This window comes from Mitsuokella jalaludinii (assembly GCF_928722185.1).
GTDB lineage: Bacteria > Bacillota > Negativicutes > Selenomonadales > Selenomonadaceae > Mitsuokella > Mitsuokella jalaludinii.
The window spans coordinates 283,653-308,397 of the sequence record NZ_CAKMXA010000001.1 but is presented as its reverse complement, the minus strand read 5'-3'; the positions used below and the strand labels follow the sequence as shown (position 1 = coordinate 308,397).

Annotated in this window: 27 protein-coding genes, 1 tRNA gene and 4 pseudogenes; 11 read left to right on the top strand and 21 right to left on the bottom strand. The window is 50.3% G+C overall.

Going from position 1 to position 24,745, the window contains the following annotated elements:
- Positions 1 to 2 precede the first annotated feature (2 nt).
- From QDI87_RS01550 to QDI87_RS01525, 6 genes are all read right to left on the bottom strand, one after another.
- Positions 3 to 548, bottom strand: a complete 546-nt coding sequence (locus tag QDI87_RS01550; protein ID WP_278520172.1) for a hypothetical protein — start codon at positions 546 to 548, stop codon at positions 3 to 5.
- Between the two features lie 88 nt (positions 549 to 636).
- Positions 637 to 723: transfer RNA gene (locus QDI87_RS01545), tRNA-Leu, on the bottom strand.
- A 269-nt stretch (positions 724 to 992) separates the two neighbouring features.
- Positions 993 to 1,925, bottom strand: coding sequence for an NAD-dependent epimerase/dehydratase family protein (locus tag QDI87_RS01540; protein WP_255240835.1), 933 nt, complete (start codon positions 1,923 to 1,925; stop codon positions 993 to 995).
- Between the two features lie 184 nt (positions 1,926 to 2,109).
- On the bottom strand, positions 2,110 to 2,766 hold the full coding sequence (locus tag QDI87_RS01535) for a DUF4276 family protein (RefSeq protein ID WP_055160639.1): 657 nt from the start codon (positions 2,764 to 2,766) through the stop codon (positions 2,110 to 2,112).
- Positions 2,767 to 2,809: 43 nt separating this feature from the next.
- Positions 2,810 to 4,033 carry an AAA family ATPase gene (locus QDI87_RS01530; protein ID WP_082427681.1) on the bottom strand — a complete coding sequence of 408 codons (1,224 nt, stop codon included), beginning with the start codon at positions 4,031 to 4,033 and terminating at the stop codon, positions 2,810 to 2,812.
- 104 nt (positions 4,034 to 4,137) lie between these two features.
- Positions 4,138 to 4,344 (bottom strand): hypothetical protein, encoded by a 207-nt coding sequence (locus QDI87_RS01525; RefSeq protein WP_278742068.1) that lies wholly within the window; start codon positions 4,342 to 4,344, stop codon positions 4,138 to 4,140.
- A gap of 71 nt (positions 4,345 to 4,415) precedes the next feature.
- Between QDI87_RS01525 and QDI87_RS01520 the strand changes: the two genes are divergently transcribed.
- Positions 4,416 to 4,619, top strand: a complete 204-nt coding sequence (locus QDI87_RS01520) for an ATP-binding protein (RefSeq protein WP_278742066.1) — start codon at positions 4,416 to 4,418, stop codon at positions 4,617 to 4,619.
- A 641-nt stretch (positions 4,620 to 5,260) separates the two neighbouring features.
- On the opposite strand, the gene QDI87_RS01515 is transcribed toward QDI87_RS01520, so the two are convergent.
- The 3 genes from QDI87_RS01515 to QDI87_RS01505 all read right to left on the bottom strand — a co-directional run bounded on the left by QDI87_RS01515 (position 5,261) and on the right by QDI87_RS01505 (position 7,575).
- Positions 5,261 to 5,425: a hypothetical protein gene (locus tag QDI87_RS01515; protein WP_278742065.1), complete on the bottom strand. Its 165-nt coding sequence runs from the start codon at positions 5,423 to 5,425 to the stop codon at positions 5,261 to 5,263.
- Positions 5,426 to 5,558: 133 nt separating this feature from the next.
- Positions 5,559 to 6,356, bottom strand: coding sequence for a hypothetical protein (locus tag QDI87_RS01510; RefSeq protein WP_278742064.1), 798 nt, complete (start codon positions 6,354 to 6,356; stop codon positions 5,559 to 5,561).
- Positions 6,349 to 7,575 carry a protein kinase domain-containing protein gene (locus QDI87_RS01505; RefSeq protein WP_278742063.1) on the bottom strand — a complete coding sequence of 409 codons (1,227 nt, stop codon included), beginning with the start codon at positions 7,573 to 7,575 and terminating at the stop codon, positions 6,349 to 6,351. Before QDI87_RS01505 ends, QDI87_RS01510 begins: the two co-directional genes overlap by 8 nt.
- A 215-nt stretch (positions 7,576 to 7,790) precedes the next feature.
- On the opposite strand from QDI87_RS01505, the gene QDI87_RS01500 reads away from it, so the two are divergent.
- Together QDI87_RS01500 and QDI87_RS01495 are read left to right on the top strand one after the other, a co-directional pair.
- Complete coding sequence (locus tag QDI87_RS01500) at positions 7,791 to 7,976, top strand: hypothetical protein (RefSeq protein WP_423791157.1); 186 nt, start codon at positions 7,791 to 7,793, stop codon at positions 7,974 to 7,976.
- 64 nt (positions 7,977 to 8,040) lie between these two features.
- Positions 8,041 to 8,376, top strand: a pseudogene (locus tag QDI87_RS01495) (transposase); the annotation flags it as partial.
- Between the two features lie 114 nt (positions 8,377 to 8,490).
- Here the strand turns inward: QDI87_RS01495 and rfbB are convergent.
- From rfbB to dgt, 7 genes are all read right to left on the bottom strand, one after another.
- Positions 8,491 to 9,531: a dTDP-glucose 4,6-dehydratase gene (rfbB, locus tag QDI87_RS01490; protein WP_278742062.1), complete on the bottom strand. Its 1,041-nt coding sequence runs from the start codon at positions 9,529 to 9,531 to the stop codon at positions 8,491 to 8,493.
- A 328-nt stretch (positions 9,532 to 9,859) separates the two neighbouring features.
- Entirely contained in the window at positions 9,860 to 10,966 is a 1,107-nt protein-coding gene (locus QDI87_RS01485) for a DegT/DnrJ/EryC1/StrS family aminotransferase (RefSeq protein ID WP_278742061.1), read from the bottom strand.
- A gap of 16 nt (positions 10,967 to 10,982) precedes the next feature.
- Positions 10,983 to 11,498: a hypothetical protein gene (locus QDI87_RS01480; RefSeq protein ID WP_211248219.1), complete on the bottom strand. Its 516-nt coding sequence runs from the start codon at positions 11,496 to 11,498 to the stop codon at positions 10,983 to 10,985.
- Positions 11,499 to 11,582: 84 nt separating this feature from the next.
- Positions 11,583 to 12,239: an acetyltransferase gene (locus QDI87_RS01475; RefSeq protein WP_278742060.1), complete on the bottom strand. Its 657-nt coding sequence runs from the start codon at positions 12,237 to 12,239 to the stop codon at positions 11,583 to 11,585.
- A gap of 250 nt (positions 12,240 to 12,489) precedes the next feature.
- Positions 12,490 to 13,941, bottom strand: a complete 1,452-nt coding sequence (locus QDI87_RS01470; protein WP_278742059.1) for a lipopolysaccharide biosynthesis protein — start codon at positions 13,939 to 13,941, stop codon at positions 12,490 to 12,492.
- A gap of 19 nt (positions 13,942 to 13,960) precedes the next feature.
- Positions 13,961 to 14,902: a hypothetical protein gene (locus tag QDI87_RS01465; RefSeq protein ID WP_278742058.1), complete on the bottom strand. Its 942-nt coding sequence runs from the start codon at positions 14,900 to 14,902 to the stop codon at positions 13,961 to 13,963.
- 82 nt (positions 14,903 to 14,984) lie between these two features.
- Positions 14,985 to 16,268, bottom strand: a complete 1,284-nt coding sequence (gene dgt / locus QDI87_RS01460; RefSeq protein ID WP_278742057.1) for a dGTP triphosphohydrolase — start codon at positions 16,266 to 16,268, stop codon at positions 14,985 to 14,987.
- A 752-nt stretch (positions 16,269 to 17,020) separates the two neighbouring features.
- Here dgt and QDI87_RS01455 point away from each other — a divergent pair.
- The 6 genes from QDI87_RS01455 to QDI87_RS01430 all read left to right on the top strand — a co-directional run bounded on the left by QDI87_RS01455 (position 17,021) and on the right by QDI87_RS01430 (position 19,803).
- Positions 17,021 to 17,458, top strand: a complete 438-nt coding sequence (locus QDI87_RS01455) for a hypothetical protein (protein ID WP_036376619.1) — start codon at positions 17,021 to 17,023, stop codon at positions 17,456 to 17,458.
- The gene (locus QDI87_RS01450; protein ID WP_278742055.1) at positions 17,415 to 18,050 is read left to right on the top strand and encodes a hypothetical protein; all 636 of its coding nucleotides are present in this window, start codon (positions 17,415 to 17,417) and stop codon (positions 18,048 to 18,050) included. The genes QDI87_RS01455 and QDI87_RS01450 overlap by 44 nt, the downstream gene beginning before the upstream one ends.
- Positions 18,051 to 18,145: 95 nt before the next feature.
- On the top strand, positions 18,146 to 18,784 hold the full coding sequence (locus tag QDI87_RS01445; protein WP_278742054.1) for an N-acetylmuramoyl-L-alanine amidase family protein: 639 nt from the start codon (positions 18,146 to 18,148) through the stop codon (positions 18,782 to 18,784).
- A 191-nt stretch (positions 18,785 to 18,975) separates the two neighbouring features.
- Entirely contained in the window at positions 18,976 to 19,200 is a 225-nt protein-coding gene (locus QDI87_RS01440) for a DUF1659 domain-containing protein (RefSeq protein ID WP_036376625.1), read from the top strand.
- A 106-nt stretch (positions 19,201 to 19,306) separates the two neighbouring features.
- On the top strand, positions 19,307 to 19,519 hold the full coding sequence (locus QDI87_RS01435; protein WP_036376628.1) for a DUF2922 domain-containing protein: 213 nt from the start codon (positions 19,307 to 19,309) through the stop codon (positions 19,517 to 19,519).
- 125 nt (positions 19,520 to 19,644) lie between these two features.
- Positions 19,645 to 19,803, top strand: a complete 159-nt coding sequence (locus QDI87_RS01430; RefSeq protein WP_072003578.1) for a YvrJ family protein — start codon at positions 19,645 to 19,647, stop codon at positions 19,801 to 19,803.
- A gap of 103 nt (positions 19,804 to 19,906) precedes the next feature.
- Here QDI87_RS01430 and rfbA read toward each other — a convergent pair whose 3' ends face one another.
- The 3 genes and pseudogenes from rfbA to QDI87_RS11740 form a co-directional block, all read right to left on the bottom strand.
- Positions 19,907 to 20,770, bottom strand: coding sequence for a glucose-1-phosphate thymidylyltransferase RfbA (rfbA, locus tag QDI87_RS01425; protein WP_278742053.1), 864 nt, complete (start codon positions 20,768 to 20,770; stop codon positions 19,907 to 19,909).
- A 96-nt stretch (positions 20,771 to 20,866) separates the two neighbouring features.
- Entirely contained in the window at positions 20,867 to 21,436 is a 570-nt protein-coding gene (rfbC, locus tag QDI87_RS01420; RefSeq protein ID WP_278742052.1) for a dTDP-4-dehydrorhamnose 3,5-epimerase, read from the bottom strand.
- Positions 21,437 to 21,576: 140 nt separating this feature from the next.
- Positions 21,577 to 21,684: pseudogene (locus tag QDI87_RS11740) on the bottom strand (transposase); the annotation flags it as partial.
- Positions 21,685 to 21,794: 110 nt separating this feature from the next.
- Between QDI87_RS11740 and QDI87_RS01415 the strand changes: the two are divergent.
- The gene (locus QDI87_RS01415) at positions 21,795 to 22,997 is read left to right on the top strand and encodes an IS256 family transposase (protein ID WP_278742051.1); all 1,203 of its coding nucleotides are present in this window, start codon (positions 21,795 to 21,797) and stop codon (positions 22,995 to 22,997) included.
- Between the two features lie 55 nt (positions 22,998 to 23,052).
- On the opposite strand, the pseudogene QDI87_RS01410 reads toward QDI87_RS01415, so the two are convergent.
- Positions 23,053 to 23,358, bottom strand: a pseudogene (locus tag QDI87_RS01410) (transposase); the annotation flags it as partial.
- Positions 23,359 to 23,458: 100 nt separating this feature from the next.
- On the opposite strand from QDI87_RS01410, the pseudogene QDI87_RS01405 reads away from it, so the two are divergent.
- Positions 23,459 to 23,739, top strand: a pseudogene (locus QDI87_RS01405) (transposase); the annotation flags it as partial.
- Positions 23,740 to 23,802: 63 nt separating this feature from the next.
- Here QDI87_RS01405 and QDI87_RS01400 read toward each other — a convergent pair.
- Positions 23,803 to 24,735 carry an NAD-dependent epimerase/dehydratase family protein gene (locus QDI87_RS01400; protein WP_278742050.1) on the bottom strand — a complete coding sequence of 311 codons (933 nt, stop codon included), beginning with the start codon at positions 24,733 to 24,735 and terminating at the stop codon, positions 23,803 to 23,805.
- Positions 24,736 to 24,745 lie beyond the last annotated feature (10 nt).

Here is a 24,745-nt window from a genome sequence, read left to right as displayed (position 1 = left end):
CATCAGTCATGCGGCAGCTCATCAAAGAGGCTGAGCTCATCCGCCGGCCCCGCCTCCTCCGGCGCCGCCAGGCCGCGCTCCGCCCGGTAACGCGCCTTGAGCTGTTCCGCGAGCTGCGGCAGATAGCGCAGCACCTCCGCCTCCGTCCGGAAGCAGTTGCCCGCCGCCGCATGCGCGAAGTCCGCAAACGTGCCGTGCCAGTTGCACCCGCGCACCGTATTGTCGTCCGCCATGTAGTAGTAATAGTCCGGCTCCACCGGCACGAAAGGCTCCATGCGGATCCGCGCCGCCCCGCTCAGGAGGTCCGCCAGGCATCCCTTGTCGAGCACAGCCGCCGCCCGGGCCGCCTCCAGCTCCTCCGCCGACAGCGTGCCGAGCAGGTCCGCCTGCACCGCCATCGCGTAGAGCCCGTCCTCCGCCAGGAAGAACAGCGCCTCCGCCACGCCCTCGACGGCAAACACCTCCCGCAGCTCCACGTGCAAGAGATCCGCCACCGCCTCCATGCAGCCGCGCCGCCCCATATCATTCCAGCAACCTTGCTTCTCCATCCCAGTCCCTCCACATCATCGCCATCCCCGCCGCCGGGCAGACACCAAAAAAGGCCCCGCAGAACCCCGCGAAGCCTCACATAGCAAGTGGTGCCGAAGACCGGACTTGAACCGGTACGTTGTTGCCAACGGCAGATTTTGAGTCTGCTGCGTCTGCCAATTCCGCCACTCCGGCAAAACGACACATCATGCATCGTTAACAGATAATAGTATACCAGACTCCCCGCCCCCTGTCAATCCCCCAAAGCCTTCTCCCCTGAAGAAAGGAGACCGCGCAGCGGTGGATGTGGTCCCTCAGCCCCGCCGCGCCCGCAAAGTACACGCCGCCCGCCGGAGTGACGGCCAGCAGCGGTTAAGGGCCGCAGATAAAGGCCGCTCGACGTAGCATTTGCGCAAGAGCTCGACGATACTATGGATATAATTGCCTCTGTAGATCTGCACACATCACAACTCCGCACTGGCAAAGTATGCAACAGTACGGCGCAGGCCATCTTCGAGGGAGACTTCCGGCTGCCAGTGGAGCGATGCTTTTGCCTTCTCGTTGGCGAGCATCGAGCGATAGATGTCGCCCTCGCGCGCGGCCTGATGCGCAGGATGCAGCTCCCGGCCGACGGCCTTGCCGAAGATCGTAACGAGGTCATTGAGGCTCGTCTCCGTCTGCGTGCTGAGGTTGTAGGCCGTGTTCGCGTGCTCCGTCGTCAGCGCGTGCACGATGCCGTTCGCGATGTCGCCCGCATAGATGAAGTCGCGCGTCTGGCCGCCGTCGCCGAAGATAATCAGCGGCTCGCCCTTCGCCACGCGCTTTGCGAAGATGCTGATGACGCCACCCTCGCCCTTGTCGCCCTGGCGCTCGCCGTAGACATTGGCAAAGCGCAGCACGACGTAGTCGAGGCCGTAGAGCGCCTGGTAAAGCGCGAGGTAGCGCTCGGCCACGACCTTCGTCAGCCCGTAGAACGACATCGGTGCCAGCGGCAGCTGCTCCTGCAGCGGCAGCACATCCTCTTCCACATCGCCGTAAGCCGCCGCCGTCGAGGCAAAGATCACGCGCTTCACCCCGCTCGCGCGCGCCGCCTCCAGCACATTGACCGTGCCGAGCACATTCTCGCTCGCATCGAAATGCGGGTCGCGGATCGACGCATCGACCATCGTCTGACCAGCCAGATGCACGATCGCATCAAAATGCCCCGCCGCGATGCGTTCCCGCGCCTCCGGCGCCCTGTCATCGAGCTCCCAGAAAGTGAAGCCCTCTTCCGGCAAATGCGCCCGCACCCCCGTCGACAGATTGTCCAGCACCGTGACCTCATGCCCGAGCGCCATCAACCGACGAACAAGATGCGAACCAATAAAACCAGCACCGCCAGTGACCAAAACCTTCATCCCAAATACCTATTTTCCCGACATATCGCACGGCTCAAAGCCTACTTTTAATAAAATTAACAACTCATTATAGCACAATACGCTCTGAAAGAAAAGCCTGCATATCCTCCCAATCTATAGTCAGACGGAATAGGATCACTTACCTTTATACTCCAAAATCTTATGTGTTACAACAAGACAACAGTCATGATACAGCGCGCTTTGTCAGCTCGCCCCAGAAGAACTGGAAGCTCGGCGATATATTGTGCTCGGGAACCATGTACTGACCAATCTGTTTTGCCCACTCGCTTTTCTTCTTACCCACTTCCATAAAGGTCGGGAAGTCTTTCTTGAATTGCTTGATGCCTTTGGGGTAGACAACATCAGCGAGTACCTCCCACGTGCCGCAAATGCTGTCCTGTTTATAATCCTTCATTTTCTGCATTTTTGCCGTTGGGTAAGCCTTTTGCAGGGCCTCTCTATCGCCCAAGAGCCAGGCCTCCACTTCTTCGATTGCGATGCAGAATACATGATCGACTGTGATATTATTATCAGCAGCGACCTTCTCTAATCTTGCTCGGAACGCAGTTGCATCATTATCATCATTGTCTAGAACGACAAAGACTGCTGCATCAGGCTGATACTGCAAAGTTTTGTCAAATGCACGTAGATAAGTACTCAGGTCATTCAGGAGTTTGCCCGTCTTCGTTTCTTTAACGGTATTCTTCTTTGTGAATCCCCCCAGCCCTTTGAACGAACGACTTTTATACTCAGCATCAGGATATCTTGCCTTGAACTTCTTCATCAAGACGTCAATGAGTACTCCGCTGGACATATCTTCAAGCAAAAAATAAACAAACATAGGTATATCCCTCTATCAAACAATCTGCACCTGTCATCTGCTATCAGCCAAAGTATTCACTGTACCAGAGATCGCCTACGGTCGCACCTTCACTGACGAGGTCTTTCACGAACTGATATTCTGAAGCTTTCTTGATCGTGGAGAAGCCGTCTTCTCCCTTGGAGAGTACCCATACCTGCTCGGGAGACAGTGCGTTGACGAAAAAGGGACTGTGTGTCGTCACAAACAATTGCTTTCCGTATCCCTTGCCAACGTTCAATTTCATCTCGAGAGCGAGCGTTGCCAAGTATTTATGATACAGGCCGTTCTCTGGCTCTTCTACAAAGATCAGCTGCCGCGGATTGCGCTCATGCAGCAGGAGATAGTATGCAAAGAGTTTCAGCGTGCCGTCTGACATGCGCTGTGAGTAGAAGGGCTCCTTGAAATCGTTCTGCCAGAATGCGAGTGCAATCTGGCCGTTTGGCATCTCGATAGGTTCAATCCTGCGGATGTTCGGTATCTTGGTCTGGATGTCGGCGAGGATCTTCTTGAATTCCACGGGATTCCTTCGGTACATGTACTGAGCGACGTTGTTGAGGTTGCTGCCATCGCGATTGAGATACGGGTCTGGCGACAAGGACTGGAGCTGGCGTGCGGCATCTGGCGTGAAGTAGCAGAGATACCAGCTGCGCAGAAAGTTCAGGAACTTCTCGATGCGCGTGTACTGCTTCATGGCTCCGAGCGTCACGATGCCGAGCTTGCGATTGTCCGCGAGCTCTACCTCCTGCTTCTCGCCCTCGGATTTACCGTCATCTTCCTGTCCGCCCTTCTTGCCTTCGAAAGCGTACCCCTTGCCGTTCAGCAAGTGCAGGAACGAGAGAGGTCTGCCATTGCGCTCTCCCGCCCGGCGCTGGCGCAGGCGTTCTTCTGCAACATAGGGACGGCCCATGCGGTCTTTGGCCACCGATAATTCGTAGGTGATGGGGCTGTCATTCTGCGTCTCTTTGTAGTAAATCTCAAAGTGGATCGGCCCTTCACTCCCCTGTGACAGCAGTTGTCGGATGCCGCCGCGATTCCGTGCGTCACAGGCGCGCTCTACTCCCTCCGCCAAACTGTCTGACAAAAAACCAAATGCATCTGCCAAGGTGCTCTTGCCATTTCCGCTAGGGCCGATAATCGCAGTCATATTGCTGAGCTCTGCGCCCGACTGATTGCTGAGAAGCTTGCCCAGCGAGATATCTTTTAAAGAGCCATAATTCTGTATCGCAATTCCTAATATTTTCCCCATCTCGAAATTCCTTTCTCTCCAGAAGGCCATTGCTCCGAAACTTTACAATATATTCACATTATAGCGCAAAAAGAAAAGTTCATCAACAGAGGCGACGACATCCGTCAGCAGACACCAGCACTCCTCCAAACAAAAAGCCTTCCCCGCGCACAGGGAAGGTGGACCGCGTCATTACCGATGAACAGATGGCAGCCGCCATGCTTGACCGGCTGGCCAACCACGGCCATCTCCTGATGGCCGGCGCCCGGAGCTACCGGATGGAACACGCCCTCATGCGGCAGGACGCAGTAGTGGAACCTGCTTCCTGACAAGACCTGCTGAAAGTGGGGATTTCCCCACGATGACGATGGGGAATTTCGATGATGAAAATGAGGAAAATTGCTTGACAGAAAACATCCCGACCTACAAGACCTTTGAAGGCTACGAGTACGGCCACATCCAGTTCCCGCTGCTGTTTAGCCTTGAAGAGCTGGAGAGCTGCCAATTCATCCGAGAGCACAAGAACCTCATCCTCTACGGCCCTGTCGGCACCGGCAAGACGCTGGCCATTGCTTTCTCCCCTAGAGAAGATGACGCACAGCGGTAGATGTGGTAGTCTTCTTGCTGATATCCCCCATTCCTGTTATACTATAGCAGAGGGAGATTCCTCCCTTAGAGCGAACACAGCATTTTGCTGTCATCTACGATGCAATTGATGGTCATCGGTAGTCGAGCCGCCTGGCTCCGGCATAAATCCAAGAAAGAAAGGGACGTGATGCCTCTGGTATCACGTGACGAATGCCTGCTTCTATGGAAGCGTTTTTCTCCTCGGAGGTCGCAATCCTCACGGTCTGCGGACTGGCTGCACTCTCAGTGCTAGTCTTTCTTGCCTTGATTGTATTGGCGTCCTTCGGGGTCATTGACGGAAAGTTCCTGCTGGAACTGCTCCGCATCATTCGCAAGTAACCCTTCGGCGTACGTCCACAAATGAAAAAGCCGTCCTGCCAGGGACGACTTCTTCGGGGATGTACGGTGGCCATCAGCGTCAGCACCGCTGTTTGTATGGCCGAAATTTTTCGTCTACAGATATGCCGAGCCGACCATCTTAGGTTCGCTCTTTTTATCTATGCAAAGCATACCATAAAAATAGAGAAAAGTCAATCGAAGCTCCCCCGCCGAGCCCATGGATTGCATTCACTCAGGCCACATTTCCCCGCCGAGCCCAAGGACCCCTTCCGCCTCGCAGAGCTACAGCATCATCGAGACTGCCAAGGCCAACGGCCTGAACCCGTTCCACTCAAGTACCTCTTCGAACACCTGCCGGATGCTGACATCCAGCGGCATCCCGAGCACCTCGACGACGTCCTGCCATAGAACGAGATCATCCAGAAAAACTGCAAATGAACCATCCAAGCTCCACTGCTCCGCAGCGGAGCTTTTTTGATATGTGCCTCAGCGACAACGAAAGGGTGAACTATCAAGGCGATGAATTATACACCAGGTGATTTAGCGCTTACCATACACCGGATGATTTAGCGCTTACTATTCAATAATACCTCTTGATTTCTTGGATCATATCTATTTCATCTTGATTCAAATCCAAGAGACTTCCAGCATACTGTGCACGGCCTGTTTTCAGATAAGACAGCCACCCACGCAACATATTATAATAGATATCATCTAGCATTGGCAGCGTCGCATATTTCCCGACATATACGCCTCCTGCAGTCCATAATCCTGACCTTACTGGATATACTTCAATATATTCAAATCTTCCCTCGATTATCTTTGCATATCCATCTTCGTCAATGACCAGTTGATTATCGACTCGGTCATCGGCATTTCTCATAGCTGATTCGATTTCTTTTTTTGTAAACAAATGCAATGGCTTTTTAGATCCGATAGGAAATATCGAAAAATACTTTCTATTCTTTCCAGAGTAAGTCAAACCGTTTTTATGCAATATTTTTTCAATTTTCTCATTGAGGACATCTGCTAAATCAATTGCATCATCCATATCAAAAAGGCAAAAACACTCATCATCATCAAAATTCAGTTTCTTTATATTTCCAGATTCTGTGAGATAATAGCCAGTTCCCCTAAGCTCTTGGAGTGCATCATCGAGGGAATGAATCGTAGAATATACCAAAGTAAAAAAGAATCTCCTACTCATAGGTGCCATAGATTTTTTTAATAATCTCTCAGGTAAGAGATTATTAAAGTTCCATTCCCTAAAATGATCTCTCAGGTAATGCTCACATTTTATAAAATCAGATATATCTCGTGTTGTATTAGCTCCCTCATCTTCTTTTTTCTCAAATGGATTATCATCAAATTCAGCCAATCTTAGAACTCTGATTCCATATATAGTCCTGTCCAAACCCTTCAAAATATAGGGCCTTAGGTTTTACAATATAGCATATGTCATCTGAAGATGCATATATTTTTATACAACCTTCTTCATCTGCCGGCTTTGCCAAAGAAAAATCCCATCCACCGTTACTGGACAACAACATATGATTATAGACTGAACTTCTTCCTATGACATTCAGGACGCCTACAATATCATGCACTTCTCTCCATGTAGCAGATCCAGGAGAAAATACTCCGAATAATTGCTTATTCAGGAAATTCCAATCACTCTCTTGTGACTTCTGGAAATCAGAATATACCTCTCGCCATCTAAGCAAGCGCTCTTTAAATTCTGTTATTGTTGGACGGCGAGTCGGATCATTATCAGTAGAATCTCTCAACAATTCTTCCAACTCTACTAAATGCTTATTTCTATACTTCGACCGATAGCTCAATCCATGACTTTGATCTAGATAATCATACGCCCCCTCAAACCCTTTATCATCATCTGCCAATAACATCCACATCGTCTTTGCTAAAGAATAGACATCTGCTTTCTTCGGATTCGCTTCTTTGGGGTTGCGCTTCATCTCGGGTGCAATGGTAAAGGTTGCACCAAGTCTCTCATTCGATTTAGTCAGATTCCCTTCATTTTCAGGAAAATCGACTAATCCAAAATCACCAAATACTGCTCTCCCATCGTAATAGTAAAGATTCGCTGGCTTGATATCACGATGACAGATATCCTTTGCATGAAGTTTCTCCAGTGTTCCTGCTAAAGAAATGACACATGAAACAATGCCTTCAATATCGATTCTATTATCAGAAATATATTCTATAATAGGCGTAGCAAGTGGCATGACATACCAACATTCATCTTTTGAAGAGGAAATAATAGGGATAACTCCTGGGATTTCTTTACACTTCTCCATAACGTCTATTTCGTTACGAAAACGAACTACTTTTTCAAATTTATCCCCTTTCCCCATCAACTTATCGAGTAAATATTTTAATGCATATTCCCCATGATCTTCTTTGCATTCAACACGATAAATTTTTGCATTTCCTCCCGAACCTAATATACGCCGAGATTTAGGGCGTTCGATTACAGTATATTTCTTTTCCCAACTTTTTCGATTCTCATCCATTAGGACATCTCCTCCAGAATCATGAGAAATACAGAGCTTATCAAACCGCTCTTCTTTGTCCATTATCCTTCATCTGCCATCTATCCCACGCCACAGCCAGCACCATCGTCAAGGCTACGATGACGACAACGCTGATCAGTCCGAGGGCGTCGCTCATCTGGTTCCCCATGATAAGGTAAAATATATTTCGCAAATTCAATTTCATAAAAAATAGACATAGTCTATTGCCGCTAGTACAATTAAGTTACCACACCAAATTCGTAAGGAGGCAATATACCATGTCTGGTAACATTATACAACTTAACGAGGATCTTATAAAGAATAATTTAAAGGATCTTGTACGCGACAGCGTAGAAGAAACACGGAATGCCCTGCTCGACCATGAGGCGGACGAGCTTGTCCGTGCTGGCAAGTATGAGGATAAGGTAAAATATATTTCGCAAATTCAATTTCATAAAAAATAGACATAGTCTATTGCCGCTAGTACAATTAAGTTACCACACAAAATTCGTAAGGAGGCAATAGACCATGTCTGGTAACATTATACAACTTAACGAGGATCTTATAAAGAATAATTTAAAGGATCTCGTACGTGACAGCGTAGAAGAAACGCTGAATGCCCTGCTCGACCACGAGGCGGACGAACTCGTCCGTGCTGGTAAGTATGAGCGAACGGGAGACCGTAAGGGCTACCGTTCCGGTCATTACGAGCGGAATTTCGGCACGACTTCCGGTGAAGTCAAGCTGCGCGTGCCCAAACTCAAGGGCATCCAGTTCGAGACGGCCATCATCGAACGCTACAAACGCCGTGAATGCTCGGTCGAGAATCGCGAGATACGCCGCCGTACAAGGGCCATTGGTGTAATCCATTACCGAGAATAAATATTTGTTCTATCATCAAAAACATCACCCCGTAAACTAAAACAAACAGATATATACATAGCAGAAAAAAAGCGACTCGACGAGTCGCTTATCCAATCATTTTGCGTATTCTAATACCTGTTTCTTGCTGTACATCTTCTCATAATAGTGCTGATAGTCACCATCGATGATATGCTGCCACCAATTCTTATGCTCAAGGTACCACTTGACTGTCTTCTTGATGCCATCCTCAAACTTCGTCTCCGGCTCCCAGCCGAGCTCTGTGTGGATCTTCGTCGGGTCGATGGCGTAGCGGCGGTCGTGGCCCTTGCGGTCGGTGACGTGCTCGATGAGGTCTTCGGACTTGCCGAGCTCCTTGAGGATGGTCTTGACGACGTCGATGTTGGCGCGCTCATTGTGACCGCCGATGTTGTAGACCTCGCCGACGCGGCCCTTCTGCAGGATGAGGTCGATGGCGCGGCAGTGATCCTCGACATAGAGCCAGTCGCGGACGTTCTTGCCATCGCCATAGACCGGCAGCTTCTTATCGGACAGCGCGTTGATGATCATCAGCGGGATAAGCTTCTCCGGAAAATGATACGGGCCGTAGTTGTTTGAGCAACGCGAGATCGTCGTTGGGATCTTGTAGGTGCGATGATACGCCATGACTAGGAGGTCCGCACCGGCCTTCGAAGCCGAATACGGGCTCGACGTCTTGAGGTTCGTCTCCTCCGTGAAGAACAGATCCGGGCGGTCGAGCGGCAGATCGCCGTAGACTTCGTCCGTCGAGACCTGATGGTAGCGGTCGATGCCGTACTTGCGGCAGGCATCGAGCAGCACGCTCGTGCCGATGACATTCGTCTGCAGGAAGATCTCCGGATTCTCGATGGAGCGGTCGACATGCGACTCCGCCGCAAAGTTGACGACAATGTCCGGCTTTTCCTGCTCAAAGATGCGGTAGACAGCCTGACGGTCCGCGATGTCCGCACGGATGAACTTGAAGTTCTTCTTCTCCATCGCCGCCTCGAGCGTCTCAAGATTGCCCGCATACGTCAGCTTGTCGACGCAGATGATGCGGTCAGCTGGATGCTTCTTGAGCATGTAGTAGACGAAGTTTGAGCCAATAAAGCCGGCACCACCGGTCACGATAATTGTCATAAAAATTCACTCCTTAAATTAATTTAAAGCAATTGAACCCCCATGTAAGTTTATTCATCAGATTCACACACGTCGTTCTGTCTGCCATTTATCCCACGCTACAGTCAACACCATTGTCAGGCCTACGATGATGGCGACACTAATCCACCCCAGCGCATCACTCATCTGATCTCCCAGCAACCGTCTGAGTACGATTGGCTCCCAATACTTTTCTTCTTTGGTATACACTGCTCTCCCAAAGCCATCTCCCTCTCATTACATAAACTATGAAATCATCAAAATAAGCAGAAAAATCTAGGAGAATGTCCCCTAGATTTTCTATATTAATTTACTTCTTCAAACTCAATACGATATCACAGATCCGATCGACATCCTCAGTCTGCAGATCCGCGTAGAGCGGCAGGGTCAGGACGTGGCGGCTCATGTGCAAGGCCACTGGTGTCTCGTTGACGTCGAACATGTTGTGGAAGCACTCAAAGGTATTCGTCAGCGGGTAGAAGTACTTGCGCGCGCCGATGTCGTGTGCGGCCAGGGTTTCCATGACCTCATTGCGCGTTGCCCCAAAGATCTTCTCGTCAAAGATCACAGGGAAATATGCATAGTTCGGCTTGACATCCTTCTGGATGGGATTGAGCTGCAGGCCGTCGACATCGCCGAGGCGCTCGCGGTAGCGGGCCACAGCCTTGCCGCGTTTCGCGATTTCCTCATCGACATGGCGCAAGTTGCAGATGCCCATCGCCGCGCAGAACTCATTCATCTTGGCATTGGCACCGACAGCATCCACCGTCTCCGGGCCGCGAATGCCGAAGTTCTTCAGTCCATAGAGCTTTTTGCCAAATTCCGCATCGCGGAAGCAAGCAGCGCCACCCTCAATCGAATGGAAGACCTTTGTCGCGTGGAAACTAAAGCAGGAAACATCACCAAAAGAAGCCGTGCTCTTACCCTTATACTTGACACCAAATGTATGCGCTGCATCATAGATGACCTTCAGCTCGTACTTGTTGGCAATCCGCTCGATCTCCTCGACATTGCAGACATTGCCATAGACATGCACCGGCATGATGGCACACGTGCGATCCGTGATCAGCGACTCGAGCTTATCCACGTCCATCGTGAAGTCCTGCGGATTGATATCACAGAAAACCGGCATCAGGCCATTGCGGACAATCGCATGTGTCGTCGAAGCAAACGTAAACGGCGTCGTAATGACCTCTCCCTGCAGATTCATCGCCTGCAGCGAGAGCTCCAACGCCATATGGCCATTCGTGAACAGATCGATGTTCTCCACACCAAGATACTCACGCAGACCTGCCTGCAGTTCCTTGTGCTTCACACCCATATTCGTCAGCCAGCGGCTGTCCCAAATGTCCTTAATTTCATTCACATACTCATCCATCGGCGGCATCGAAGACCGCGTAACTAAAATTTTTGACATAACAGTTCCTCCTAAATCAAATTTCATCTTGATATAAGCGATTTGCACTCATTTCTCGCTTGAAATCCTGCAACATAGAAATATAATCGTACTGAGAAGCATATCCTAGTTCTAATTTTGCAGGGGTGATATCCATGATATACTGAGGAGCATTTTCAATATCTGTCAATGACATTTTTACCTCGTTCCAATCACGAAAAGTCTTCATTTTGGGAACATTGAATCCATGTTCCTGTAGGAAGTGGCGGAATCTACCCTTGTTCTGCAGGATAGCAACCGACTCATATGGATTGTTACCAGGAAGATGCATTTTCTCAGCTACATAAGCAGCTGTAGCAACGCCAGGATCTGTTGCATAGGACATGATACCATCGATATGCAACTTTTGAGCCAACTCTAGAACAGCTTCTTTATCGATAATACTGACATTATGATACTCATCAGCGAATTGGTGTGCATAGTTATGCGGTAAATAATCGCACATAATGACATATACACCTAAATCATGCGCGGCTTTTATTGCTGGCAACAAGTAGCGCGAACCACCTAAGAGCAAAAGTTTTTTCTAATATCCTTAGTATTCATGATACCCTTTATCTCCCTTCCGGACTCAGTATCAGGTATGAAATACCTCCCCCGTCGCACTCTTACGCAAAACATGAGCAGGATTGCCAACCATGACTGAGTCACAGTCCACATCGTGCAATACCACAGCCCCCATACCAATGATGGCACGAGCGCCGATTGTCAGATTCTCGCGGACAACGGATCCCAGACCGAAATAGCATTCTTCTCCGATCTGGAGCTTTCCGCCTAAAGCAACGTTTGCAGAGAAAACCGAATTTGCACCGACATGGACATCATGTGGAATATGTACATACGGCTGGATTAACGTGTTTTCTCCTACAACAGCATCACTGGAAACCCTCGAGTAAGGAAGGATTGAAATTCCCCCCCCAGTGAACATTGCAGAAGGTGAGATGATGACAGACGGATCAATCAGGTTTGTCAATGATATACCTGCTTCGCGAAGAATCACTGCCATTTTTTTGCGGTTCTTCGGCGTACCATTGGCCACCAAAGCTTCTACAGGCTCATCCATCTGCTGTACTTCAGTCAGACGGTGAACGCGGCTCAGATAAAATTGACGCTCCTGACGAACATCATCGATAAAAAAAATATCCGTCCACCGGCGATCTTGTTCATTGACACGCAGGGCAACATCATATAATTGTTTGCCCAGACTGCCTGCACCATATATTGCTAATTGCATTCTTGCGCCTCCCTACGTAACTGTACTTGCTCAATAAACTCATGTTGAAACTCTGACTTTGACATGACATGAACATCCTTATACAAATATCGTTTCAAATCACTCAAGCCAAATTTACCCTTCGCCCTGAAACGATTGTTAATTTTTTCTCTATCTACTACCTTTGGATCATCATTAGGATTATTCCAGAAAGTCTCCTCCTGCACCTCCCCTTCTCCTATATCCCCCATATAATCTGTATCGATCTATATCAACCAATTCTTCGCGCGATAAGCGGCTTGATGACCTGGAATAAGTACAGTAGCGAATCGATGCGGAACAAGTACGACAAGGCAAGATAAGTCACCGCTCCGACGATAACCTGCAAAGCGATGACGAGTACCAAATGTATCGGCAGTTGCATCATGCCGACACCATATGCCGCAGCCCCTGCAATCACTGCCAGCACAATGCTTGGCAACAGGTCACGTAGCTGATGAAGATATCCATACCCCAGCAACTTGCGGTTCGGCCACGAGTTGATGATCTGGCCCAGCACGCCCGTCAAGAGCATGCCATAGGCCATGGCCATGACACTGTACTGCATCGTAAAGAGCAGGACACTAATTCCCACTACCTTCTTGATGATTTCCAGCTTCAGAAAGATGTCGCTGCGTCCCAGCGCGTTGATAGCATTGAGGTTCGCTGTATGGACGGGCCAGAACATGTAGTTGATGCAGAAGATGCACAGGAACGGCACGCACGGCAGCCACTTCTCTGTCAGCACGAGCGTCACGACATTCGTCGATGAAAACGCCAGGACCATCATCATCGGTGCCATAATGAATATACTCGTCTTGATGGCCCGCCGCGTCATATCCCGCACCCGCTCACGATGATCCTGCTCACTCGCCATTGTTGGGAGCAGAATGCTGTCAATCGAGGCGTTGATGTTGGTGACGATGACCTGTGGAAATTTTTGACCTTGATTGAAGAAAGCCAAGCTGGAAGGAGAATATATCTTACCTATGACCAACTGCCAAAGCTGATCATAAGCATTTGATATCAACATTGCTACCAACAATTTCGAACCAAAAGAAAACAATTCCTTCAAGCGAGAAAAGGAATACGAAAAAATAGGTCGCCAAGGAACAGTCCACCATAAAACAATTGTAGCAATCAATCCATTCGACAGCTGTTGAGCCACTAATGCCCACATACCAAAACCAGCATACGCCATGCTGATACCAATTACAGCAGAAAGAACAGACGCCGTTAATGTCGAATAAAAGAATCGCTTAAATATCATATGCTTAGAGACATATGACTGCTGTACATTACGCAACCCATTAATCAGCAAAACTAAGCTGAGTACACGTATCAACCCCACTAAATCTGGCATTGAATAAAAAATTGCAATCAAAGGAGCCAGCAGATACATTATTATATACAGGCCTACTGCAAGAAAGATATTTGTATAAAAGACAGTAGAAAAATCTAAGTCATCGGGATCTTTCTTTTGTATTAACGCCGTTCCCAAGCCACTATCTGCAAAAACTTGTAAGATAGAGATAAAGACCATACACAAAGCAATGATACCATAATCTGCTGGCATCAACAATCGTGCTAAGATGATTGAAACGATGAAGGAAATTAATTGTGATCCTGTTCGTTCCATAAATTTCCATATAAAATTAACAATTACCTGATTTGTTGAAATCATATATGCGTATTACTCCGGCTTACGACAAATGAAAACATTTCTTACAGAGATTAATAAAACTTATAGTGTTCTCAAGATTAGATGATAACATCCGATCAATCCTGTCAGCAACTTTCTCCTGTGTTTGAATAGCATACTCTATCTCTTCACGATTTTCGCCATAAGCTACTCCGCAACTATGATCATCTTTTTTTAAATAATCTTTTCTGGTTTTTCCAGGTTCGGGGACGACAATAGAATGGCAACCACATAGTGCTGCGATTGATGCATAAAAAGTCTGCGTATCATATAAATAGCACTTTTCACATTTATTGAGGATACGAACTTTTTCGGTTTCTGGAAGAAGATCCAGAACAGGCCCATCAAAATGCTTCGGCAAATCTGTACGCTTACTTCCTTTGCGGATAAAATAACAGACACCATTTCGTTCTCCGTAGTTTGTTCTCTTATATAGTTCTCTATCAAAGCTAAATATCTTCAATAAATTTCCATCTGGATTTAATTGCGAATCATTAAACTGTTCACGATATGCAACAAATAAATCCGTATCAGAATACCATGTGCTATCATTGGGAAATCGATTATGATATAGCAACCATCTTACCACATGCTTGGCATGCAAAGGATTACCACGCAGAATCTCCGGATAAATGACGACCGTATCATCATCTACTACAGGAAGATATTTCTTTCTGCATCCTCGCACCGGAAGATATGCATACCCCTGATAATGACGTTTGGTAAAGTTGGATTTTGGAAATAATTTTACTAAAGAATATTTAATCGACTCTTTTGCATCATATTTCAACTGTTTATAGTAAAATTCAATTCGGTTATCCGATACTCCACCAATATTAAAAACAGACGCATCATACCCTTGTTCTTGTAAAGTCTTAGCAAGCTTATACAATACAATAGGACCGCCACCGGTTTGTTTAGGAGAAACAATAACAAATTTCATAAATCATATTGACAGGAACATAAATAACATCAAGTTATACTCCTGCCACTCCTTTCGTATATCAATCCCTTACAGCTATACATCATATATAATCTGGATAATATAATTTCTTATATGTTCTCGATGCATACTGATCTGTCATACCACCGATATGATCTGCAATTAGGCGAATAAAAAGACTATCTTTCTGCATTTCTTCTATCACCTTATCATTCAACAAATCGCGGTTAAAATCCTTGATATCAGAAGATAACCGGAAATAGCGTCCCAAGACATAATCAGGCAATTCAAGAGGATGCTGATAAAAGGCCCTAAACATTTGACGGATGATGTATTCCGATTTCGAATCCGAAATGCTGATTTCTTCAGAACGGATAATTTTATCGCTCACCCATTTCTGTAATTTCTTCCGGTTTACATCAACCTCGTCGGAGAATACAATGCAGGGTTCGGTAAACCAATAGTCACCATCTTTTTTGCTAGTCTGCTCAATATATGACTTTATCTTCTTCTCAGAAGCCTTGTCGACATCCGAAATCAGGAAGCCGACAAGATGCTTGATGATGAATGAGCGTGTTTCATAGGCTGGCGTATTAGTATGCTCGTTTGCTTTAATGCCATATTGGCTCATAAAATCCTTTACAAGAGGCTGTTCAAGCAGTTCACGGAAGTCAATGATACCACTGCGCACACCATCTTCGAGATCATGGGTGCACTGCGCAATCTCGTCTGCAATTGCTACGGTCTGTCCCTCTAACGTAATAGACGGCTTATCCATTTCAATACCGTCTAGATTCAGGTTGTCACCATACTGATATGGCTTGCCTGTCTTCTTGTTTAAGCATTTCGTATGCTTCAAAATGCCTTCTCGCGTTGCAAAGGTCAGGTTGATGCCCATATACGCCTCACAACGGGATTCCTGTGTATCTAGGACGCGAAGCGACTGGAAGTTATGCTTGAAATCTTCCTGAATGGCACATACTTTTCCATCACGCAATTCAATCCCCTCGGTCAGGATCTTGCCTAAAGTCCGTTCCCCGATATGACCGAACGGCGTATGGCCCACGTCATGCCCCAATGCAATTGCTTCGACAAGCTCATCATTGAGTCCTAAATCCTTGCCGATAGAGCGGGCAATCTGATTAACCTCGAGCGTATGTGTCAGGCGGTTACGATAGTGATCACCCTTGTTCGCATTGAAAATTTGCGTCTTGTGCATCATCCTACGGAAGGCCCGAGAATGCAGAATCCGATCACGGTCACGCTGAAATGGATCACGTCGGATAACCCCTACAGGATCTTTCGTTTCCTGATGCAGTCTATGTTTCAAAAAAACCGAATCATTCCGTGCTGCATAGTCTTCCATGGTCGTACTTTCCCCCTCAAACTGGCCAGCATCTCCCTTTTGATGCTGAGATGTTACGTTCTCATTATACTCCAAAACCCTACGCGTTACAACAGGGAATGGCCTGTCTGTCATTCTGTGGATATCCTGTGGACAACATGTGGATATCTACCATGTGGCTGTGGATAAATATAGGGAGTGCCTCGCTTTATGTATCAGGTTGTGCGCGTTCTGTGTCCGCTCTGTGTTCTGCTCAGGCACTGTGGATAGCCGTCAGGCGTTGGCGCGGCTGGCTTCCGGGCGCTCTTAAGACGTAGCTCAAGCAAAGAGAAAGAAAAGTAACGTAGTACGGCGCGCTCCTCTGCTCATCTTCCCGTCCTTCGGCAGCACCATCTTGCTCTCTCGTTTCTTCGAGTTACCTCACGATTCTGCCTGTTTTCCCTGTCTTTTCGCATGTGTCAAAAATTTTTCTCGAATGGCTGTCGCGCCATGTCTGGCAAGGGTTGACACATGTTTGACACCTCGCCTGTCTACGTCTCGTGGGCAATCTTCTCTTGACAGAATCACACTCTCTCGGTATACTAGGAGCATAGCACGACAAAACGCGTGAAAACGCGGAACACACCTTTGCACGACCACAATCAAGACGTATGAGCTTGCTTGTCTCTCTGTAGCAGATCGGCGGCTCTATGTTCTTGAGGCCGGTCTGCGGAGGGGCGGCAAGCTCTTTTGTCTGTGCGAGGAGCATTTCATGGACTCGAAGGAGGGATTCGATGGCAAAAGAGGCGATGACGGGCTTCATCACGGAGTTCCGTTTCTTTCACCAGATGCAGCCGGTGCGGCCGGTCTCGGCCTGTGCGCAGGCGCTCTGGCACTACTTGTTCTACCGGGCAAACGCCGCGTTCTGGCAATTTCCCCTGAAGATCCAGGCCAACGAAATTGCCGGGGCGCTGCGGATCTCGCGGTCGGCGTTCATGCGCTCGCGCGAGGAGCTCCGCAGCGCGGGCTATCTGCTCTACGAGCATGACCCGGGCACGCGGACGGTCAAGTACTACCTCGTCAGCAATGTGCGGCCGCACATGCTCGTGACGCCGGCTGAGATGCTGGCGGGCACGAAGTCTTATCAGGATTTTCTCTCAGGAACACCAGTGCAGAAGGAGGTAAACCATGTTGCTTACGAATCATGCCCAGAAGCTGTATCGGGGAATTGAGGCGCTCGGCGGCGGCGTGATCCGCGAGCAGGTGCTGCGCGCGAAGGCCGGCGGCATCTCGCACGGGACGTTCATCGCGGCGCGGCAGGAACTCTGCAAGGCGGGTTTCCTCGCCATCGAGCGCACGGCGCGCAAGCCGCACTACCGCCTCATCGACACGGAGCGCGCGGCAAAGGTCATCGCGGAGTCGGAGGCCATCTACGCGCAGGGCGAGGTCGCCGTCTTCGAGGCAAAGGCGAAAGAGTCGGCCGCCCGGGCAGAGGCACCGCCGCCACGCAAGGTGATCCCGATCCGGATTGCTCTGGCAAAGAAGGTATCGGAAAATTCCCGGGATTCTCGCGATACGACAGACAAGATGGACGGCGTGGCGCTGAAGCTCGTGCCGATCGCGATCTTCGAGGATGGCCTGCCGCACATCGCGGGCCGCTTCGCGGATTTTGCGGACTGGCACGAGGCGCTCGCGGAGGCGTTCGGCGACTTCGACCTCGATGAGGGAAAGGCGCCGCGGACGTACATCCTCTACGTGCCCGCGCGGCGCAGGGAGGACCACTACGAGGTCTGGCCGCTGCCGGACGGGCTCATGGTGCTCTAGGTATCATATATTCAGTAGGAATGGGATGGAATTTGTGCAAGGTCCATCCTTTCTTTATCCCTATCCCCCACCACCTCTCTAGAAAGGAGTCTATCATGCGAATCTTCATCAATCCAGGTCATGCGCTCGGCGGCCGTCCGGATCCCGGCGCGGTCAACTGCGAGCACGGCGTGACGGAGGCGGCGATCAACGCGCGCGTCGCGGAGAATGCGCGCATCGCGCTCGAGCGCTGCGGCTACCTGACGAAAGTCGTGCAGAGCCACAACCTGCGCGGCGAGGCGCCGGGCTACCCGAATGTCACGGGCCTCGCCAACAGCTGGCCCGCCGATGTCTTCGTCTCGATCCACGCCAATGCCGGCGGCGGCCGCGGCTGCGAGACGTACGCGTTCAGCACGCACTCGTGGGGCCACGCGCTCGCGACGACGGTGCAGCAGACGCTCTGGCGCGCCGTCAGCCGCATCGACAAGAGCTTCCCGAACCGCGGCGTCAAGGTCAATCCCGACTTCACGGTGCTGCGGCGCACGACCATGCCCGCCATCCTCGTCGAGACGGCCTTCCTCGACACGGAGGAGGACTTCCAGCTGCTCGTCAGCCATGCCGCCGTCTTCGGCCACGCCATCGCCAGCGCCATCGACCAGTTCCTGCGCGCCCACATCACGCCGGAGGGCGATCTCATTTTCGAAGAAGACGAGCCCGCACCGTTGATGTGGAGGTATGTGCCCGCTACTATATAATAGGAAGGAAATCGTCAATGACGTGTCAATTCAAGTGTCAAAACTTTCTTATAAATACCCCTTGCTTTTGACATGTCAATCCCGTACAATAAAATCAAGGCAAGGGAAAACGCTCCTGAGCCTCGGGCAGCTGCCCGGCCTCGCGGCTGCCTGCTGAGGCCCCCACCCTCTCACCTGAAAGGAGAACTATCATGGCTACGCAGCGCACGAACATCACGACTTCCCTCAAGATCAAGGTGGAGAACGGCACGACGGATGCCGGTGCCGTCAAGTACGCGACGCGCACGTTCAGCTCCATCAACCCGGAGATCAGCGACGAGGACCTGCTCGCCGTCGGCCAGGGCCTCGCCGCCCTGCAGTCGCACGACGTCGGCGACATCCAGCGCGCCGAGAACGCAACGCTTGTCACGGCCTGAACAGCTGACTCGCACTCACCCCTGCACCGGCCGCCGCGGCAGCAGCCGTGACCCTGGCCGGATGAACGGATGAACCATCGCTCACGCATCGAAAGGAGTCACCACCATGAAACGCACGCTTGAAATCGAATTCCTGCTCGACAACGCCAAGACGAAGACGCTCTCCCTGACCGACCCGAAAGATGACATCTCGGCCACCGCCGTCCAGACCTGGGCCGAGAACGTCGTCGCCAAGAAGGCCTTCCTGATTGGCGGCGCCTTCCCCGTCGCCTACAAGGGCGCCAGCATCCGCAAGGTCGACGTCGAAGAGCTCGCCTGATCCAATTTCCCCAGCTGACGGCAGCCGGGCTTCCCATCTCCGGCTGCCGCAGCTTTGCCCCACGGCTCAATCGCCCCACTTTGCCACGCCTCCGGCAATCGCCCCCTGACAAGAAGGTGACCCGCATGGAACAGAACCTCCTGACCGCAATCTCCAGCGTCGGCTTCCCCATCGTCGTGACGCTCTACCTGCTGACCAGCTTCCAGCGCTCCATGGACCGCTTCACCGAACAGCTCAGCGAGCTCGTCAAAGAGCTCCAGCACCAGCGCCACCTCACCCACTGACCCCTCCCCATAAAAAAGCCGTCCTGCAGCATCGTACCTGCAGGGCGGCTTTTTGCGTCTATATATAGGAAGCTTTTTGTTCCGTTTTGCTGCGGGCGACCGCTCAGAGGCTCAGCAGATACTTGCCGTAGTCGTTCTTCTTGAGCGGCTTGGCGAGATCGTGGACCTGGGCGCGCGTGATGTAGCCCATGCGGTAGGCGATCTCTTCGAGGCAGGCGATCTTGAGGCCCTGGCGGGACTGGATGGTCTGGACGAAGGCGGCTGCCTGCAGCAGGGAGTCGTGGGTGCCGGTGTCGAGCCAGGCGTAGCCGCGGCGCATGGTCTCGACGTGGAGTTTGTGGCGCGCGAGGTAGGCTTTGTTGACGTCGGTGATCTCGAGCTCACCGCGCGCCGACGGCTTGACCTGCTTCGCGATATCGACGATGTCCTTGTCGTAGAAGTAGAGGCCCGTCACGGCGAAGTTGGACTTCGGCGCGGCTGGCTTTTCCTCGAGGCTCACGGCCTCGCCCTGCTCGTCAAACTCGACGACGCCGTAGCGCTCCGGGTCGCTGACGTAGTAGGCGAAGACCGTCGCGCCGTCCGTCTGTGCGGCCGCGCGCTGCATCATCACGGCGAGGTCGGAGCCGTAGAAGATGTTGTCGCCCAGGACGAGCGCACAGCCCTCGCCCGCAAGGAACTCCTCGCCGATCAGGAACGCCTGTGCGAGTCCCTTCGGCTCCGGCTGCACGGCGTACGAGATGGATATGCCCCACTGCGAGCCGTCGCCGAGCAGCCGCCGGAAGTTCGCATTGTCCTCCGGCGTCGTGATCACGAGGATGTCCCGGATGCCCGCGAGCATCAGCGTCGACAGCGGGTAGTAGATCATCGGCTTGTCGTAGACCGGCATCAGCTGCTTCGACACCGCGATCGTCAGCGGGTAAAGACGCGTCCCCGAGCCGCCCGCCAAGATAATTCCCTTAGTTATCATATATTCTCCCCCTAAAAGCCTTCCCCGCGCACGAGGAAGGTGGCAGCCACAGGCTGACGGAAGGGGTCGCCTCTCGTCAGCTGCGCATTTCCCTCATCATTTCTCTCCGTAGACGAAGTTCAGCGACGTCGCCACGCGCTCCTTGAGCGATGGCGCCTTCGTGTCCTTGTCCGACAGGATCACCGGCTCAAGCGGCCACGCGACGCCAATGTCCGGGTCATCCCAGCGGATGTTGCCGTCGCACTCCGGCGCGTAGTAGTTGTCCGCCTTGTACTGCACCTCGACGTCATCCGTCAGCGTGATGAAGCCGTGCGCAAAGCCGCGCGGGATGAAGAGCTGCTTCTTGTTCTCCGCCGACAGCTCCACCCCGACCCACTGGCCGAACTGCGGCGAACCCTTGCGGATGTCCACTGCCACATCAAAGATCGCCCCGCGCGTCGCCCGCAGGAGCTTCGCCTGGCACATCGGGTTGAGCTGGTAGTGCAGCCCGCGCAGCGTCCCCTTCTGAGCCGAGTACGACTGATTGTCCTGCACAAAATCCACCGAGATGCCAGCCGCCTCCATCTTGCGCTTCGACCAGCTCTCCATGAACCATCCGCGCGCATCCCCAAACACCTGCGGCTCCAGCACAAATACACCCTTGAGTTTCGTTTCTGTTACCTTCACGTCAAAATCCCCTTTTTAAAACAAATTCGTACCCCTATTATACCACACCCGCAGGGACAAAACACCACGGGTAGTGTCAAGATTCTTTCGCAAATTCATTTCATCCGCCAGTAAATATCGGCATCACATCAAATGTATGGATTTTCCTCGTCAGCTGGCTGCTCAGAGACCTTCGTGCCCCAAAGCGCTTCGGTGATATCTTCGAGACGGCGCACGGATACGCCGGCCAGGTACATCTCAATAAGGGCTGATAAGGTAAAATATATTTCGCAAATTCAATTTCATAAAAAATAGACATAGTCTATTGCCGCTAGTACAATTAAGTTACCACACAAAATTCGTAAGGAGGCAATAGACCATGTCTGGTAACATTATACAACTTAACGAGGATCTTATAAAGAATAATTTAAAGGATCTCGTACGTGACAGCGTAGAAGAAACGCTGAATGCCCTGCTCGACCACGAGGCGGACGAACTCGTCCGTGCTGGTAAGTATGAGCGAACGGGAGACCGTAAGGGCTACCGTTCCGGTCATTACGAGCGGAATTTCGGCACGACTTCCGGTGAAGTCAAGCTGCGCGTGCCCAAACTCAAGGGCATCCAGTTCGAGACGGCCATCATCGAACGCTACAAACGCCGTGAATGCTCGGTCGAGGAAGCCCTTATTGAGATGTACCTGGCCGGCGTATCCGTGCGCCGTGTCGAGGACATCACCGAAACGCTTTGGGGCACGAAGGTCTCTTCCGGCACCATCAGCAACCTCAACCAGAAGGCGTATAAGCACATCGAAGAATGGCGTCAACGCCCCTTGACGGGCGAATACCCGTATGTTTACGTCGATGGCATTTACCTCAAGCGCTGCTGGGGTGGTGAGATTCAGAATGTATCCGTTTTGGTCGCTATTGGCGTCAACAAAGACGGATTCCGTGAGATTCTCGGCGCGTCAGAGGGCATGAAAGAGGACAAAGAAAGCTGGCTGAACTTTTTCACCTGGCTTAAGGGCCGCGGCCTTGCGGGCGTGCGCCTTATTGTCGGCGATAAATGCTTGGGCATGCTGGAAAGCATCCCTGTGGTCTTTCCTGAGGCCAAATACCAACGATGCACGGTCCATTTTTACCGGAACGTCTTCACGGTGACGCCAAAGACTAAGATGAAGCAGGTTACCTTGATGCTCAAAGCAATCCATGCGCAGGAGAGCAAAGAAGCAGCTCAGGAAAAGGCGGCGTCCATTGCAGCCAAGCTCCGCGAAATGAAGCTCTTGTCCGCAGCCAAGAAGGTTGAGGAAAGCGTTGGCGAAACTTTGACTTACATGGATTTTCCTACTGAGCATTGGAGTCGGATCCGCACGAATAACTTGACGGAACGAGTAAATCGCGAGATACGCCGCCGTACAAGGGCCATTGGTGCATTTCCTGATGGCAACAGTGCGCTGATGCTCGTCTGTGCCAGACTTCGCCATGTTGCCGCCTCAGAATGGGGCTCAAAACGCTATATGGACATGGAGCATCTATTCAAGATGGAAATTGAGCAGCCAGCTGACGAGGAAAATCCATACATCTGATGCCGATATTTACTGGCGGATGAAATGAATTTGCGAAAGAATCTTGACACTACCTAAGGGCTTCCTCGACAGAGCATTCACGGCGTTTATAGCGCTCGATGATGGCCGTCTCAAACTGGATGCCCTTGAGCTTCGGCACGCATAATCTGACTTCGCCGGAAGTCGTGCCAAAATTCCGCTCGTAATGACCGGAACGGTAGCCCTTACGGTCTCCCGTTCGTTCATACTTGCCAGCACGGACAAGCTCGTCCGCCTCATGGTCGAGCAGGGCATTCCGTGTTTCTTCTACGCTGTCGCGTACAAAATCCTTTAAATTATTCTTTATAAGATCCTCGTTAAGTTGTATAATATTACCAGACATGGTCTATTGCCTCCTTACGAATTTGGTGTGGTAACTTAATTGTACTAGCGGCAATAGACTATGTCTATTTTTTATGAAATTGAATTTGCGAAATATATTTTACCCTATCTTCAAGCCAGATGAGGCCCGCCGACTGGCGGAGCGTTTGGAAATACACCATACGCCGAAGCATGGCAGCTGGTTGAACATGGCCGAGATCGAGCTGAATGTATTGACCAGGCAATGCCTCAACCGACGAATCGAAAGCCTGCCAAGCTGCAACGTGAAGTCCGTGCGTGGGAAAATAAGCGGAACAAGAAGCCGACACCGATTCATTGGCTGTTCACTAAGGAAAAAGCCAGAGTCAAGCTGGTATCTTTGTATCCTGATTTAACCAGATGATTCATTGTCGTATATATGGGCGAGGTGCTACACTAGTTTATTCATACTATCAAACAATGGAATCTAATTGCTCTCATTAGAAAAGTATTTGACAGTACGACGCAATCCTTCTTCTAAAGTTACCATTGGTTGCCAATTTAAATATTTTTTCGCTTTCTTATTACTAAGAGAGGAACGATAAATATCTCCATCGCGTGCAACAGTGTAAGATGGCGTTAGTGTCCTCTTTACAGCCCGACCAAAAGTGCGCACCAATTCATTTAAACTAATTTCTGTCTGGGTACTAAGATTATATACGTTATTTACATGCTCTGTAACAAGTGCCTTGATAATTCCCTCCGCAATATCACCTGCATAGATAAAATCTCGCGTCTGTGTCCCGTCACCAAAAATAGTCAGATTTTTATTAGCAGCAATACGTTTAGCAAAGATACTAATGACACCACCTTCACCCTTATCACCCTGACGTTCACCATAAACATTTGCGAACCGTAGTACAACATAATCAAGATTATAGAGTGTATGATATAACGATAAATAATGTTCAACAGTTACTTTTGTTAAACCATAAAATGACAACGGAGTCAAAGATAAGTTCTCATGCAATGGCAACAGGGACTCTTCTTTATCTCCATAAGCAGCAGCCGTTGAAGCAAAAATTACACGTTTCACACCACTTATTCGTGCTGCTTCAAGCACATTAACTGTCCCCATAACATTTTCATCTGCATCGAAATATGGATTACGAATGGACGAATCTACCATAGTTTGTGCTGCAAGATGGACTATCGCATCGAAATGAGCGAATATAACTTTCTTTCGTATCGCTATATCTCGTGTATCCATTTGCCAAAAGGTAAAACCAGTCTCTGGCAAATGATCTAGAGAACCCGTACTAAGATTATCTAGTATCGTGATTTCATGTCTATTTTGAATAAGTCGACGAACAAGATGTGAACCAATAAAACCAGCGCCACCTGTGACTAATATTTTCATGATGCATCTC